Consider the following 13,686-nt stretch of genomic DNA (forward strand, 5'->3'; position numbering starts at 1 on the left):
TGCCCGGATGACGGTTCGCCTCGCCTGCCCCGCCGACCTCCCCGGCTTCCTCACCCTGGCCGCCCAGGTCGAGCCCTGGTTCGGCCCCATGGTCGACGACCTCGGCTTCCACGCCGCAGTCGGTCGGAACATCGACCGCGGCACCGCGCTCGTCGCCGTGGCACCCTCCGGCCCGGATCTGCTCGGCGGGCTGCTGTTCGGCGCTCGGCCGCCGCGGCACCACATCCGCTGGCTCGTGGTCTCCGAAGCGGCGCGCGGGCAGGGCGTCGGCCGTGCGCCGGTGGACGAAGCGGTGCGCAGGTTCGTGCGCTGCGATGGCACGCTCGAGGTCGAGACCTTCGGTGCCGACCACCCCGGTGCCGCGGTCAGCGGCGCGCGGGTGTTCTACGAGCGGCTCGGCTTCAGCCCTGCCGAGCCCGCTCCTGTCGGGCCGGAGGGCGGTTCGCGGCAGGTCTACCGCCGGCCTGTGGACCAGCCCGAACAGCGGCCACACCGGTCCGGATGCCTCCAGCCCTAGGGCACCCGGACCGGCGCCGCCCCCCTCACCCCATCGCCGGCAAGCCGGCGACCTCCAGCAATGTCTCCTGGAACACGTCGAGGATCGCCGCCAGCTTGTCCTGGTCGACGTCGGGGCGGTTGCAGCGGACGGCCACGTCGATGCGCTCGATGCCGCTGACGATGAAGTAGAAGCCCGGGCCGGTCGCCCGGGCCGGCGTGGCGTACTCCACGCTGCGGGGCTCCTGCGCGACCGCCGGGGCGAAGCCGGGCGGGGCGAGGATCACGTTGGTGTTGAAGCCTTTGTCGACCGGGGGGTCGGTCTTCTCGAAGTACTCCTCGCGGATGTCGACCACGTAGTCGGGGTCGCAGATGGAGTTCTTGAAGGCGTTCAGGGCCTTGCCGTGGACCTTGGCGGCCAGGTCGGCGAAGGTCTCGGTGCCGTCGAAGTCCAGCAGCATCGGGGCCCACTGCGTCAACGAGGTCACCACGCCGGCCATGCTCGGGTCGAAGCGGTTGGCGGAGATCGCCATCAGCAGGATCGCCGGGCGCTCCAGGACCGTGCGCAGTGCGTGGTAGTACGCCGCCAGCACGATCGTCGCCGTGCTGACGTCCAGCCGCTCCGCCCCGGTGTGCGCCGCCTCCAAGGGGATGCCGGTGTGCACTGAGGCGCCGAGCATCGCGGTGTTGGGGGCCGCGACTTCGGGCACGCGCGGCGCTGCCTCCAGCGTCCGCCGCCAATACCGCTCGGCGGCGCGCAGGCGGAACGCGCCCGCGCCCTGCTGGTCCACGGCCATCGCGATCGGCTGCCCGGCCGGCGGCTCCAGTGCCTCGCCGGCCAGCAGCGCGTGGAAGTCGTCCTGCAGGATCAGGGCGGCCGCGCCGTCGGCGGCGATGTGGTGCACCACGAGCAGGACCTTCACCGGCCGGCCGTCCTCGGTGATGGCGAAGGCCCGCCACGGGATCCCGTGGTAGATGTCGAGGACTTCCTGGTACTTGCCGGCCAGCAACGCCGGCAGCTCGGAGATGTCTGCCACGCTGTGCTCGACGCGCTCCATGACCTCGGCGGCGTCCCGCGCGCCGAGGAACTGGCGCGGCGAGCCGTCGGCCAGGAACACGTAGTTCGTGCGCAGCGATTCGTGCCGCTCGGCCAGCGCCCCCAGCGCCCGCCACACGTCCGGGACGGTGCACTCCTGCCGGATGTCCCACACCACCGGCTGCAGGTTGGCCTCCCACAGCCGGTCGGCCGGCAGGCGCTCCACATCGCGATGGACTGATAACTGGCCTATCGTCATCGGGTAGGTTTCCACACCGGCTCCTTTGTATGTGTGGGCTGTCAAACCCCGGTCGGGCAGTCGGGGTCGAACGCGGCCGCCAGGAGGATCTCCTCCATCGTCCGCAGCACGCTCACTTGCTCGGCCGGGGTGAGGGCCTGGGTGTCCGCGCGCAGTGTCACGTTCACCGTGTCCGGGCTGCCGTTGACGTCCAGGTACGCCTTGACGTCCGGCGAGTTCGACCGGATCCCCCAGGTCAGGCGGGACAGCGGCACCGCGTCCCAGATCTGCCCGGGGTCCGCCACCGCCTCGGGCTCGGCCACCGGCTGCGCCAGCGTCTTGCGCCGGTCGTTGAAGTACAGCATCAGGTCCAGCGACTCACCGCGCTCCTTCTCGACCCGTTCGCGCAGCTCCGCGAGTTTGCGCGGGTCGTAATACGCGTTCTTGCCGGTGGCGATCTGCGCGTGCCAGGCACGCGACACCGCCTCGTCGAAGGTGCAGTCGCGCAGGTCGAACACGCACAGGCCGGGCTGGGCCAAAGCGCTGACCGAGCGGGCGAAGTCCGGCCGGAACCGGTTGCTCACCACCATCCGGATCGCGCTCGGTCCGGCCTTGGTGACCTTCTCCAGCGCCACCGCGTAGGCGGTGAGCAGTACCGGGCCGCTGTGCAAGCCGGTGCGGGCGCTGATCGCGCCGACCGCCAGGTACGCCGCGCGCGAGTCGTACGTGCAGTCCCACCAACGCGGATCGCTCCCGGGGTAGGGCCCGTTGAAGCGCCGCGCCGGAACCTCCATCAGCCAGCGTTCCCAGTACCGCAGCGAGGCCTGGCACTGCCGCTGCGCGGAGGACTCGCGCTGTTTGCGGGCCAGAGCGCGCGGCTGGACGCCGCCGCGCTCGCCGAGCTCGGCGCCGCTGTCGCGGTCCAGGTTCTCCAGGTCCCCGACCAGGGCGTCGAAGCCGTAGGCGTCGATCGCCATGTGCGGGTACATCGCCACGAAATGGTCCGGCACGCCGTCCTTGCGGATGACGGCCATCCGCACCGGCCAGTCCTTCGCGATGTCGAAGGGCTCGAACTCGTACTGCTCGCGCACCGCCTCGGCGACCTCGGCGGGGTCCTCGCCGTCCGCGATGTCGACCACTTCGAGCCCGACCTCGCCCCGGTCGGCCACGACCTGCCGGGGCGAGCCGTCCGCCTCGGTGCGGATCAGGGTGCGCAGCGACTCGTGCCGCCGCATGATGAACGCCAGCAGGTGCTCGAGGTGCTGGAGGGTCGTCCCCTCCTCCAGCTTCATCGCTCCGCCGACCAGGAACACCCCGCCGAAGCCGTTCATCATCCGCCAGACGGTCCACTGCCCCCAGGTGAGTTCCTCCGTGCCGGCACCGTCGCCTTCGAAGGGCACCATGATCGTGTGCCGCATCAGTGTCACCGCCCGTTCCGCGCTCAAGAATCCTGCCGCCCGGCGAACCAGTCGATGGTCGCGGTGAGCCCCTTGTCGAGGTCCACGACCGGCGCCCAGCCCAGCGCCTCGATCGCCCGGGTGATGTCCGGGCGCCGCAGGTCCGGGTCGTCGCCGGGGCGCGGCACGAACACCGTCGGCGCCACCGACCCGCACAGCTCCCGCACCCGGTCGGCCAGCTGCAGGATGGTCAGCTCGGCAGGGTTGCCGATGTTGACCGGTCCGGGGTGGCCGGAGCGGGCCGCGGCCAGGATGCCGGCGACCGTGTCGTCCACGTAGCACAGCGACCTGGTCTGCGAGCCGTCCCCGGCGACCGTGATCGGCCGCCCGGCCAGCGCCTGGGTGACGAACGTCGGCACCGCGCGGCCGTCCAGCGGCCGCATCCGCGGGCCGTAGGTGTTGAACAGCCGCACGATCGTCGTGTCGAACCCCAGATGCGCGCGGTGCGTCGCGGTCAGCGCCTCGGCGAACCGCTTCGCCTCGTCGTACTGGCTGCGCGGCCCGATCGGGTTCACGTTGCCCCAGTAGGACTCGACCTGCGGATGCACCTGCGGGTCGCCGTAGACCTCGGAGGTGGAGGCCAGCAGGAAACGCGCGTTCTTGCAGCCGGCCAGCTCCAGCGCGTGCAGGGTGCCGTGCGCGCCGGCCTTCAGGGTGGCCAGCGGATGGCGCGCGTAGTCGTGTGGCGAGGCCGGGGAGGCCAGGTGGAACACCGCGTCCACCGGGCCCCGGACGTCGAAGGGTTCTGTGACGTCGTGCTCCAGCAGCTCGAATCCGGGGTCGCCGGCCAGGTGCGCGACGTTCTCCGGCGAGCCGGTGAGGAAGTTGTCGACGCACACCACGGCCGCGCCGGAGTCGCGCAGCCGGTCGCACAGGTGGGAGCCGACGAAACCGGCGCCGCCGGTCACGACCGCCCGGCGGATCTCGCGTTCTGTCGTGGTGCCGGTCATGCTGCCCCCGCTCACGACTCGCGCAGCGAGCGGCCGGTCTTGGTCAGGAACACGTCGTCCAGCGTCGGCCGGTGCACCTCGATGGTGGCCGTGGCGATCCCGGCCTCGTCCAGCGTGCGCATCACCCGCGGCACCGCGGTCTCGCCGGCCTCGACCGCCAGCCGCAGCCGGCCGCCGTCGCGGACCTCGACCTCGGACAGGTAGTCCTGGCCCTTCAGGATCTCGGCCGCCTTCTCGGTGAAGTCCTCGCCGACGCCGACCGTGACGATGTCGCCGGAGATCTCCCGCTTGAGCGCGTCCGGCGTGCCCTCGGCGACGACGGTGCCGCCGTCGATGATCGCCACGCGGTCGCAGAGCTGGTCGGCCTCTTCGAGGTAGTGCGTGGTGAGGAAGACGGTCATGCCCTCCGAGCGCAGCCGCCGCACCTCGTCCCACATGTGCGCGCGGCTCTGCGGGTCCAGGCCGGTCGTCGGCTCATCGAGGAAGACCACCTTGGGCTGGTGGATGATGCCCATCGCGATGTCGACGCGCCGGCGCTGGCCGCCGGAGTAGGTCTTGCACGGCCGGTCGGCGTACTCGGTGAGGTCGAAGGCGGCCAGGGCCGCCACGGCCCGGCGCTGTGCCTCGGCCTTGCTGATGCCGTGCATTCGAGCCTGAAGGACCAGCTCCTCGCGCGCCGTGGCGTCGTCCGTGGTGGCGCCGCCCTGCGCGATGTAGCCGATCGCCTCGCGGACCTTGGCCTGCTCGGTGCGCAGGTCGGCGCCGGCGATCGTGGCCTCGCCGGCGTCCGGCGGGATGAGCGTGGCCAGCATGCGCAGGGTGCTGGTCTTGCCGGCGCCGTTGGGGCCCAGGAACCCGAAGATCTCGCCCTCGGCGACGTCCAGATCGACCCCGACCACCGCGTCCACCTTGGTGGTCTTGCGCTTCGAACGGGTCTCGTAGCTCTTGGCCAGACCCTTGACTTCGATGATGCCCATCGTCTTCTCCTTCCTTGCCGGGGGCTTTAGCGGACCGACTTGGCGAACTTGCGGCCCGACCACGCGATGGTGATGACCGCCAGGGCGCCGAGCATCGCGAAGGCCTTCCAGATCGAGGGGTCGCCCGGGTGGCCGGTGAACAGCGCGCGCATCCCGGTGACGGCCCAGTTGAACGGGTTGCCGTTGGCGGTGTCGCGCAGCCACAGCGGCGCCAGCGCGATCGGCAGCAGCGTCCCGGACAGCAGCATCAGCGGCTGCGCCACGTTGTTGATCAGCTGGCCGAGCACCGCCGGGTTCTTGATCTTCAGCGCCACGCCGTAGGAGAACGACGCGCTGGTCAGCGTGATCAGGGCCAGGATGCCGTAGCCGATGAGCAGCGCCGGGATGCTCACGGTCAGCCCGAACAGCAGCGAGAGCACGATGATGATGGCCGCCTGGACCACCAGCACCACCACGTCGCGCAGGGCCCGGCCCAGCAGCAGCGCCAGCCGGCTCACCGGGGTCACCCGGGCCCGCTCGACGATGCCAGAGGCCAGCTCGCGCAGCAGGTCGAAGCCCGCGTACAAGCCGCCGGCCAGGGCGAGGGCGACCAGCATGCCGGGGACGTAGATGCGGTAGGCCTGGGCCTGGGAATGCGCGCCCATCGTCGCCAGCGCCGGCTTGAGCAGCGGCGCGAACAGCAGCAGGAAGACCACCGGCTGGGACACGCCGAGCACCACCCACAGCGGCGAGCGCAGCATCAGCTGGAGGTTGCGGTGGAAGATCAGCCAGGTGTCACGCAGGACTTTCAAGGGATCCCTCCCTTTCTCGCCGTGAGGCGTCTTGGCCGGCCCCGGCCAGGCGCGCCAGTCGCGCACTGGCGGCGGCGGCACCTCCCGCGGCGGCGAACGAGTCGCGGACGGCTGCCGCGGCCTTGCCGATGGACGGTTCTTCGAGCACTGACACCAGCGCCGCGCGCAGTGCCTCGGGCCGGACCCGGGCGAAGCTGACGCGCACACCGGCCCCGGCCGCGGCCACCTGGGCGGCGTTGATCGGCTGGTCGCCCTTGATCGGCGCGACGACCAGCGGGACGCCGTGCGCCAGCGCCTCGCAGACGGTGTTCAGGCCGCCGTGCGAGACCACCGCGTCCAGCTGCGGCATCAGCTCCAGGACCGGCACGCGGGCGCGGACCAGGACGTGCTCCGGCGGATCGGGGATGCTCTCCGGCGGCGCGGTCACGATGACCTGGACCCGGTCGCCGAGCGGGCGCACCGCTTCCAGGGCGCGCTGGTAGAAGCCGTGCGAGTTCTCGGCCGCCAGCGTGCCCATCGAGATCAGGACGTGCTTGCGGCCGGGGTCCAGCCAATCCCGGGGGAAGTCGAGATCGGCGGGACGCTCGGCCAGGGCCGGACCCACCAGGACCGCGTTGTCCGGCCAGGACAGCTCGCCGGTCAGCGCGGTGCCGGTGAACGCGATCAGCAGGTGCGGCGAGAACCGGAGGTCGTGCGGCGGCTCGCCGGGCAGGCCGGCGTCGGCCCACATCTTCGCCATGTGGGCCTGGATCCAGGCCTCGACCTTCGGCAGCGCGCGGTAGGGCCGCGTCAGCTCCATCGTGGTCGGCGCCATCGAGGCCCAGGGGAGGCCGTACCGGTGCGTGACCAGCGCGCCGGCGATCGCGTGCTGGTCCACCGCGACCACGTCCGGCGCGAAGGCCCGCACCGCCTTGTCGACGCCCTTCAGCGACACCTTGCAATGCGGGACGATGTACTCCTCCCACCGGGTCTTCGCCGCCGCCATCCCGCGATCGGCCTGGCGGCGGTGCGGACGCAGCGGGATCTGCTGGATCACCGCGTCCGGACCGACCAGCGGCCGCAGGTACGACTCCGAGCCGGCCCACGCGACGTCGTGGCCTTGCGCGGTCAGCGTTTTCGCGACCGCGGCCATCGGGTTCACGTGGCCGGTCAGCGGGAGGCTGACGAACAGGAACCGGCTCATGCGCCGTCGGCCTGCGCGGCGTGCTCGGTGACGAAGGCGGCGACGTCGCCGACGGTGAACGCGATGATCTGGTCGACATCGAGCTCTGCGACGTGTGCGGCCAGGTCCACGCTCGCGCCGTGGCGCGCCTGCAGGGCCTGGCTCAGCGCGGTCAGCTCGATGCTCTCCAGCTCCAGGTCGCCGTCCAGCGTCGTGGCCGGGGTGACGGTCGCCGTCCAAGCGGCGTCCTGGTCCAGGACCACGCGCAGCTGCTCGACGACATCGGCGAAGATGTCAGAGTTCTGCGTCGCTTCGGCCGGCTTGACCGCGCGGATCGCGCCGTACGTCACGACGCCGGTGTCGAAGCCCTTCTTCATCAACGGCCCGGCGTAGAAGAACCCCAGGACGTCGGCGCCGCGCTCGCGCGCCAGCGAGACCATCGTCGCGCGGCCGTGCTCGGGCTTCTTGATCAGCGCGAACTCCGGGTCCCAGGAGTTGGCCACGGCGCGGCTCCAGTCGACCGAGGCGACCTCGGTGAAGCCGGCCGCGGCGGCCATGCGCTCGTGCTCCTCCAGCGAGGAGAAGCTGGGCATCACCTGGTGCTTCAGGATCAGGTCGATGAGCTCCTGCTCGTCCGGCTCGAGGACCCCGTCTCGTTGCGACCAGGTGGCGATCGCCAGCCGGCCGCCGGGACGCAGCAGGCGCATCGCCTCGGCGAAGAACGCTTCGCGGTCGGCGATGTGCATCAGGGATTCCACGGCCCACAGGACGTCGAAGGAGGCGTCGGGGAAGCCGGTGCTCAGCGCGTCCAGCTGGTGGAATTCGGCGCGGTCGGCCAGGCCGGCCTCGGCCGCCTTCTCGGTGGCGCGGGCCGCCTGCTGCGCGCTCAGGGTCACGCCGACGACGGTGCCGCCGAGCGCGCCGGCCAGATACAGCGCCGGGCCGCCGATGCCGCAGCCGACGTCCAGGATGCGCGCCCCGTCCGGGACGCCGGCGTAGGAGACGAGTTCGTGGACCAGGCGGTCGGTGGCGGTGTGCCGGTCCGCGCCGTCGGAGTCCGGGCGCTCGCCCTCGTCCCAATAGCCGTGGTGGACGTGTTCGCCCCACAGTTCTTCGTAAAGATCGAGCGTCGTGTCGTAATACCGCTCGACCGCCGGGTTGATGTCAGCTTTCACCGGTGCTCCATTGAATGCAGGGCGGGAAAGGGGGATTCCGGGACGACCGGCGATGACGCTAGCGGCGTGGCCTGTGCTGGGTCAACGGTGAAAATTTGCACGACGCAATGGCCTTATTTCAGCGCTCTGACCTGCCAACTTTACGGGGACTTGGCGGACTCCTTGACGATCGAGTCGCCTTGCGCCAAAGCTTGCGCCGTCGCCGAACGGTTGTGGCGGGTCCGTGCCGCAGCCTTGCGGATCTCTTTGCGTGCTTACCGTGTGTATCTTTTCGGGCTCTCTCTTTTCGGTATTTCCATTTGGCGTGGGCGGAGGTGTCGGTGATGGCTGCGGGAATCGACAATCCCACGGACCCGGAATGGGTCGACGAAGTGTTGTTGGCTGGCCCTGCGGACCAGGTGTGCCTGGTCCTGGACGCTCCGGTCGACCGCGCGAGGCTGCGGGCGCTGGTCGCCGAGCGGCGGCGGGTCCTGCACGAGGCCGGCCTGCGCGCCGGCGGCTCGGTCGCGGTGTGCCTGCCGCCGTCGCTGGCGTTCGTGGCGAACCTGCTGGCGATCTGGCGGATCGGCGCCCGCGCCGCGCTGCTGGACCACCGGCTGACCGCGTTCGAGGTGGAGCAGGCGATCGAGCGGCTCGCGCCGCAGTTCGTGGTGGGCGTCGAGAAGTCCAGCGGCGGTGCGCTGCGGGCGTTCCAGGACGTGCAGGAGAAGGTCGTCGCGCGAAGCGAGGGCCGGCCTTCCGACACCTCGCACGCGCTCATCCAGCTCAGCTCGGGCTCCACCGGGCCGTCGAAGGCGATCGGCCGGACCGCCTCGGACCTGATCGCCGAGATCGACCGGTACAAGGCGATCGGCGCCGGCGTGCCGGCCCCCGGCGAGCGGATCGTGTCGCTGGCCTCGATGGTGCACGTGCTGGGCCTGGTCGGCGGGCTGCTGTACGGCCTGCACGCCGGGGTGCAGCTGGTGCTGCCGGGCCGGATGACCGCCGACGCCATCCTGGACGCCGTGGCCGCCGGCCCCGAGCCGACCACGCTGCTGGGCGTCCCGTTCCACATCGAGCTGCTGGCCGCGGTCGCCGAACCGCCCCGGCTGCCGCAGCTGACCGGCATGACCACCGGCGGGGAACTGGTGCGGGCGCAGGTGCACGACGCCTTCGCCGACCGGTACGGCATCCGGCTCGGGAACATGTACGGGATGACAGAGCTCGGCGTCATCGCGACGGACCTGTTCGGCACCCACCGCCCCGCCGTGCTGCCGGCCCCCGGCATCCAGATCCGCGCCGATGACGGCGAGCTGCACATCGCGATGGAGAACTCGCCCTACGTCGGCCTCGTGGATCCCGCGCGCTGGTCCGACGGCTGGCTGCACACCAAGGACGCTGGCAGCGTCGAGGAGGCGACCGGCCTGGTCCGGGTCCGCGGCCGGCGCGACTCGCAGGTCTCGATCGGCGGCCTGAAGGTCGACCTGAGCGAGGTCGAGCACACCCTGGCCGGCCTGCCCGGCGTCGAGGCCGCGGTGGTGGTGTTCGGCAAGGCGATCGAGGCGTACGTGGTCCTGGAGCCGGCCGCCGAACTGTCCGCGGTCCAGGACGCCCTGACCGAACGGGTGGCGGCCTACAAGCGGCCGCGGGCCTGGCACGCCGTGCAACAGCTGCCGCGCACCGCGACCGGAAAGCTCGTCCGCGACCAGAGCGTGCTCTCCGGCGCGCGCTGAGCAACTTTCTACCGGAAGGAACGACAAGCCCATGAGCTCGTTCGACGAGATCAAGACCTTCGCCTTCGAAGCCCTCGGCGAGATGAACTACGACACCGCCGACTTCGACGGCGACACCCAGCTCGGCCCGGCCGGCGTGGACCTGGAGTCCCTGGCCCTGGCCGAACTCGGCGTCCGCGTCGAGGAGCGCTTCGGCATCCGCTTCAGCGACGACGAGCTCGACGAGCTCGCGACGCTGACCATCGACGAGTTCTGCACCGCGGTCGCCACCCGCCTCGCAGCGCACGCCTCGGCCTGACCCGTGACGGACCTGGAGCGCGCCGAGCCCGCGACGGCGCACCGCGACGAGGTGGTCGCGATGCTGGCGACCTACGGTGAGCGCACCCCCGACGAAGTGCCGGAGAGCGTGGACTCCCTGGAGCTGGCCTGGCTCATCCACCAGGTCGAACAGCGCTACGGCCGGCCCTTCGACGCCGACGACGACGCGCTCGCGCGGATGACGACGGTGAGCGCGGTGGTGCGGGTGCTGGGGGAGTTGGGGTTCGGGGGGACGGGGTGAGCGCGGGGGCGGTGGCCGGGGCGGAAAGCACTTCCCGAGCCCGGCGCGGCCCGACCGAGGTCGTCGTCTCCGGCATGTCCGTCTTCAGCGCGTTCGGCGCGGGCGTCGACGCTCTGCTTCGGGCCGCGGTCGAGGGGACGTCCGGGTTCGCGCCGGTCGAGCGTTTCGATGTCGGTGCGCGCCGGGCCAAGGTCGCGGCTGTGGCGCCCGGGTCGCCGGAGCTTGTGCGGGAGCTGATTCGGGCCGTCAACGAGGCCTGCGATGATGCCGGGCTCGCGCGTTCGGCCCGCGCCGATTGCCATCTCTTTCTGGCCGTCCATGGCGAGCCCCACGGTGGCGCCGACGCGTTCGCGGCCGGTATCGCCGCGGCGTGTGGTTTCGCCGGCGCTCGTGCCTATACCTCCGCGTGCGTCGCCGCCAGCACCGCCGTCGCCGATGCCGCCGCCCTGATCGCACATGGTCGTGTGCAGCGGGTCGTGGTCGGCGCGGGCTACCTCGTCGACGCCGACCAGTACGCCCTCTTCGACGCCGGCCGTGCCCTGGCCCTCGACGGCCGGGTCCGTCCCTTCAGCAGCGGACGCAGCGGGCTGCTTCTCGGCGACGCGGTCGGCGCGCTCGTCCTGGAAGCCGCCGGTGGCGCTGGTGCCACCGGCGGCGCCGAGCCCCTGGCCCGCATCGCCGGCTGGGGACGCAGCGGCGACGCCTACCACGTCTGCAAGCCCCGCCCCGACGGCCACGGCCTGGCCCGCGCCATCAACGACGCACTCCACCGCGGCGGCGTCGAGCCCGCCGGCCTCGGCTACATCAACGCGCACGGCTCGGGCACCAAGCAGAGCGACGTCGCAGAATCCGCCGCCCTGCGCGTATCGCTGGGCGAGGCGGCCGCCGAGATCCCGGTCAGCTCGACCAAATCGATCCACGGCCAGGCCCTGGAAGCCGGCGCGCTGCTCGAACTCATCCTCACCATCGCCGCGCTGCGCGCCGGACGTTTGCCGCTCAACGCCGGCTACCTCGGCCCGGACGCGGACTGCCCGCTCGCGCTCGTCCTCGAACCCGCCGCCGCGCGGCTCGACTACGCGCTCACGCTGAACGTCGCCTTCGGCGGCGCCAACACGGCCCTGCTGGTAGGTGCGCCATGAGCAGCACCACCGAAGCGCTCGCGAACATCCCCGAGCAGAAGAGCGCCGCCGGGGTCGCGCAGAACCTGCCGACCGATCCCGCCGCGGCACCCGGCCGCGTCATCACCGCGGCCACCGATCAGCAGGCGGCCGCCCTCGGCCTCGCCATCCGCGCCGAAGCGCGCTGGCCCGAATCAGCCCACGACGACACCGCCCCCTCCCTGCCGGGCTTCATCGTCTCCAGCTTCAACCCGATCGCCGCCGAGACCGCCTCCCGCTGCCTCAGCCGCCGTTCAGCACCACAGACCACCGGCCCCGAAGTCCCCGAAACCTTCGAGGCCGCCGAAACCTTCGCGGCCCCGGTCACCGCCGTCCTCATCACCACCGCCCGCGGTGACCGCGAAAGCGCCGCCCACGTCGCGCGCACCGTCGCCACCGGCGGCCTGCTCGGCCCGCTGCTGTTCTTCCAGTCGGTGCCGAACGCCGTCGCCGGCCACATCGCCGCGCGCTGGAACCTCACCGGTCCCGTCGTCTGCCTGGCCGATCCCGGCTCGGCCCTGGAGAGCGCCGCGCTGCTCATCGAGGACGGCGACGCCGACGAAGCGCTGCTGGTGCGCATCGAGCAGGGCACCGGCGGCCACGACCAGGCGCACGCGGTCCTGCTCGCCGCCCGCGCTTCGCAAAGCCCTGCGACACCAGTTCTCACCGCCCCCAAAGCCCCTAAAGCCCCAGGAGGCCGCGCATGACCCGCCCCGAAGTGGTCGTCACCGGCATGGGCATGGTCACCCCGGTCGGCACCACCGCCGCCGACGTCCACGCCGCCATGTGCGAAGGCCGCTCCGGCCTGCGCCGTCCGCCCGAGGGCCACCAGGTCGGCGACGCCCTCGAAGTCGGCGCGTTCGGCCCGCCCATCGACCCGGCCACCCTCATGCCCGCCACCGAGGCGCGCGTCGTCGACCGCTACATCGTCCTGGCGCTCAAAGCCGCCGAGGACGCGCTGCGCGACGCCGACTTCGAAGTCGGCCGCGACGCCGACCCCTACCGCGTCGCCGTCATCCTGTCCGGGACCGGCGGGCTGGCCACGCTGGAAGCGCAGGTCGTCCTGCGCACCGCGAAGGGCCGCCTGGGCGTCAGCCCGTACCTGCTGCCCGGCATGCTCCCCAACATGGGCGCGGCCCGCATCGCCATCAAGTACGGCATCCGCGGCTACGTCTCCTCCAGCGGCACCGCCTGCGCGGCCGGGGGCCAGGCGATCGGCGAGGCGCTGCGGCTGCTGCGCGCCGACGAGGCGGACGTCGTCGTGGCCGGATGCAGCGAGGCGCCGCTGTTCCCGACGCTGGCCGACACCTTCGGCAACGCCCGCGCGCTGGCCCGCGGCTGGGCCGACGACCCCGAGGGCGCCAGCCGCCCCTTCGACCGGCGCCGCAACGGGCTCGTGCTCGGCGAGGGCGCGGGCGTCTTCGTCCTGGAACGCAAGGACTTCGCCGACGCGCGGGGCGCCGCGGCGCACGCCGACGTGCTCGGCTGGGGCGTCACCAACGACGCCCACCACCCGACCACCCCGCGGCCGGACGGCGAGGGCGCGAGCCAGTGCATGCGCCGCGCCCTGAAGGACGCCGCGTTGGAACCGGCCGACATCGGCTACCTGAACGCGCACGGAACCAGCACCAAGCTCGGCGACAACGCCGAGGCGCTGGCCATCCGGACCCTGTTCGGCGCCGACACGCCGCCGGTCAGCTCCACCAAGGCGGTGACCGGCCACATGCTCGGCGCCTCCGGGGTCGTGGAGTCCGCGGTCTCGATCCACGCGCTGCGCACCGGCCAGCTGCCGCCCACCCACAACCTGGAAGACCCCGACCCCGACTGCGACCTCGACCACGTCCGCAAGACTCCGCGCGCGGCGCAGGCCGAGCACGTCATCTCCAACTCCTTCGGGTTCGGCGGCCACAACGTCAGCGTCGTCTACGGCCGGCCCAGCACCCGCCAGACCCGTACGGCTTAGCGGAAGGCGATATA

Annotated in this window: 13 protein-coding genes and 1 pseudogene; 7 read left to right on the forward strand and 7 right to left on the reverse strand. The window is 72.1% G+C overall.

The window, feature by feature from the left end; all coding sequences use genetic code 11:
- Window positions 1-7: 7 nt before the first annotated feature.
- Window positions 8-517: a GNAT family N-acetyltransferase gene (locus tag ABH926_RS14950; protein WP_370366137.1), complete on the forward strand. Its 510-nt coding sequence runs from the start codon at window positions 8-10 to the stop codon at window positions 515-517.
- A gap of 25 nt (window positions 518-542) precedes the next feature.
- Here the strand turns inward: ABH926_RS14950 and ABH926_RS14955 are convergent, their stop codons facing one another.
- The 7 genes from ABH926_RS14955 to ABH926_RS14985 are packed head-to-tail and all read right to left on the reverse strand — an operon-like array spanning window position 543 to window position 8,281.
- Window positions 543-1,805 carry a condensation domain-containing protein gene (locus tag ABH926_RS14955; RefSeq protein ID WP_370366138.1) on the reverse strand — a complete coding sequence of 421 codons (1,263 nt, stop codon included), beginning with the start codon at window positions 1,803-1,805 and terminating at the stop codon, window positions 543-545.
- A gap of 26 nt (window positions 1,806-1,831) precedes the next feature.
- Complete coding sequence (locus tag ABH926_RS14960; RefSeq protein ID WP_370366139.1) at window positions 1,832-3,187, reverse strand: condensation domain-containing protein; 1,356 nt, start codon at window positions 3,185-3,187, stop codon at window positions 1,832-1,834.
- A 23-nt stretch (window positions 3,188-3,210) separates the two neighbouring features.
- Window positions 3,211-4,176: a UDP-glucuronic acid decarboxylase family protein gene (locus tag ABH926_RS14965; protein WP_370366140.1), complete on the reverse strand. Its 966-nt coding sequence runs from the start codon at window positions 4,174-4,176 to the stop codon at window positions 3,211-3,213.
- A gap of 11 nt (window positions 4,177-4,187) precedes the next feature.
- The gene (locus ABH926_RS14970; protein ID WP_370366328.1) at window positions 4,188-5,147 is read right to left on the reverse strand and encodes an ATP-binding cassette domain-containing protein; all 960 of its coding nucleotides are present in this window, start codon (window positions 5,145-5,147) and stop codon (window positions 4,188-4,190) included.
- Between the two features lie 32 nt (window positions 5,148-5,179).
- Window positions 5,180-5,944, reverse strand: a complete 765-nt coding sequence (locus ABH926_RS14975; RefSeq protein WP_370366141.1) for an ABC transporter permease — start codon at window positions 5,942-5,944, stop codon at window positions 5,180-5,182.
- Window positions 5,928-7,127 (reverse strand): glycosyltransferase, encoded by a 1,200-nt coding sequence (locus tag ABH926_RS14980; protein WP_370366142.1) that lies wholly within the window; start codon window positions 7,125-7,127, stop codon window positions 5,928-5,930. The genes ABH926_RS14975 and ABH926_RS14980 overlap by 17 nt, the downstream gene beginning before the upstream one ends.
- On the reverse strand, window positions 7,124-8,281 hold the full coding sequence (locus ABH926_RS14985) for a methyltransferase domain-containing protein (RefSeq protein WP_370366143.1): 1,158 nt from the start codon (window positions 8,279-8,281) through the stop codon (window positions 7,124-7,126). The genes ABH926_RS14980 and ABH926_RS14985 overlap by 4 nt, the downstream gene beginning before the upstream one ends.
- A gap of 323 nt (window positions 8,282-8,604) precedes the next feature.
- On the opposite strand from ABH926_RS14985, the gene ABH926_RS14990 reads away from it, so the two are divergent.
- The 6 genes and pseudogenes from ABH926_RS14990 (at window position 8,605) to ABH926_RS15015 (ending at window position 13,672) form a co-directional block, all read left to right on the forward strand.
- Entirely contained in the window at window positions 8,605-9,993 is a 1,389-nt protein-coding gene (locus ABH926_RS14990; RefSeq protein WP_370366144.1) for a class I adenylate-forming enzyme family protein, read from the forward strand.
- A gap of 31 nt (window positions 9,994-10,024) precedes the next feature.
- Window positions 10,025-10,291, forward strand: a complete 267-nt coding sequence (locus ABH926_RS14995; RefSeq protein WP_370366145.1) for an acyl carrier protein — start codon at window positions 10,025-10,027, stop codon at window positions 10,289-10,291.
- A gap of 3 nt (window positions 10,292-10,294) precedes the next feature.
- Complete coding sequence (locus ABH926_RS15000; RefSeq protein WP_370366146.1) at window positions 10,295-10,552, forward strand: hypothetical protein; 258 nt, start codon at window positions 10,295-10,297, stop codon at window positions 10,550-10,552.
- A 74-nt stretch (window positions 10,553-10,626) separates the two neighbouring features.
- Window positions 10,627-11,691, forward strand: a complete 1,065-nt coding sequence (locus ABH926_RS15005; protein ID WP_370366329.1) for a beta-ketoacyl synthase N-terminal-like domain-containing protein — start codon at window positions 10,627-10,629, stop codon at window positions 11,689-11,691.
- 101 nt (window positions 11,692-11,792) lie between these two features.
- Window positions 11,793-12,335: pseudogene (locus ABH926_RS15010) on the forward strand (hypothetical protein); the annotation flags it as partial.
- Window positions 12,336-12,412: 77 nt separating this feature from the next.
- Window positions 12,413-13,672 carry a beta-ketoacyl synthase gene (locus ABH926_RS15015; RefSeq protein ID WP_370366147.1) on the forward strand — a complete coding sequence of 420 codons (1,260 nt, stop codon included), beginning with the start codon at window positions 12,413-12,415 and terminating at the stop codon, window positions 13,670-13,672.
- Window positions 13,673-13,686 lie beyond the last annotated feature (14 nt).

The sequence above is a fragment of the Catenulispora sp. GP43 genome, assembly GCF_041260665.1.
Lineage (GTDB): Bacteria > Actinomycetota > Actinomycetes > Streptomycetales > Catenulisporaceae > Catenulispora.

Excerpts from the sequence above, each read along its gene's own strand:
- ABH926_RS14965 (WP_370366140.1), bottom strand. The coding sequence starts at position 4,176 with ATGACCGGCACCACGACAGAACGCGAGATCCGCCGGGCGGTCGTGACC.
- ABH926_RS15015 (WP_370366147.1), top strand. The coding sequence starts at position 12,413 with ATGACCCGCCCCGAAGTGGTCGTCACCGGCATGGGCATGGTCACCCCG.
- ABH926_RS14990 (WP_370366144.1), top strand. The coding sequence starts at position 8,605 with ATGGCTGCGGGAATCGACAATCCCACGGACCCGGAATGGGTCGACGAA.
- ABH926_RS15005 (WP_370366329.1), top strand. The coding sequence starts at position 10,627 with ATGTCCGTCTTCAGCGCGTTCGGCGCGGGCGTCGACGCTCTGCTTCGG.
- ABH926_RS14980 (WP_370366142.1), bottom strand. The coding sequence starts at position 7,127 with ATGAGCCGGTTCCTGTTCGTCAGCCTCCCGCTGACCGGCCACGTGAAC.
- ABH926_RS14960 (WP_370366139.1), bottom strand. The coding sequence starts at position 3,187 with ATGCGGCACACGATCATGGTGCCCTTCGAAGGCGACGGTGCCGGCACG.
- ABH926_RS14950 (WP_370366137.1), top strand. The coding sequence starts at position 8 with ATGACGGTTCGCCTCGCCTGCCCCGCCGACCTCCCCGGCTTCCTCACC.
- ABH926_RS14995 (WP_370366145.1), top strand. The coding sequence starts at position 10,025 with ATGAGCTCGTTCGACGAGATCAAGACCTTCGCCTTCGAAGCCCTCGGC.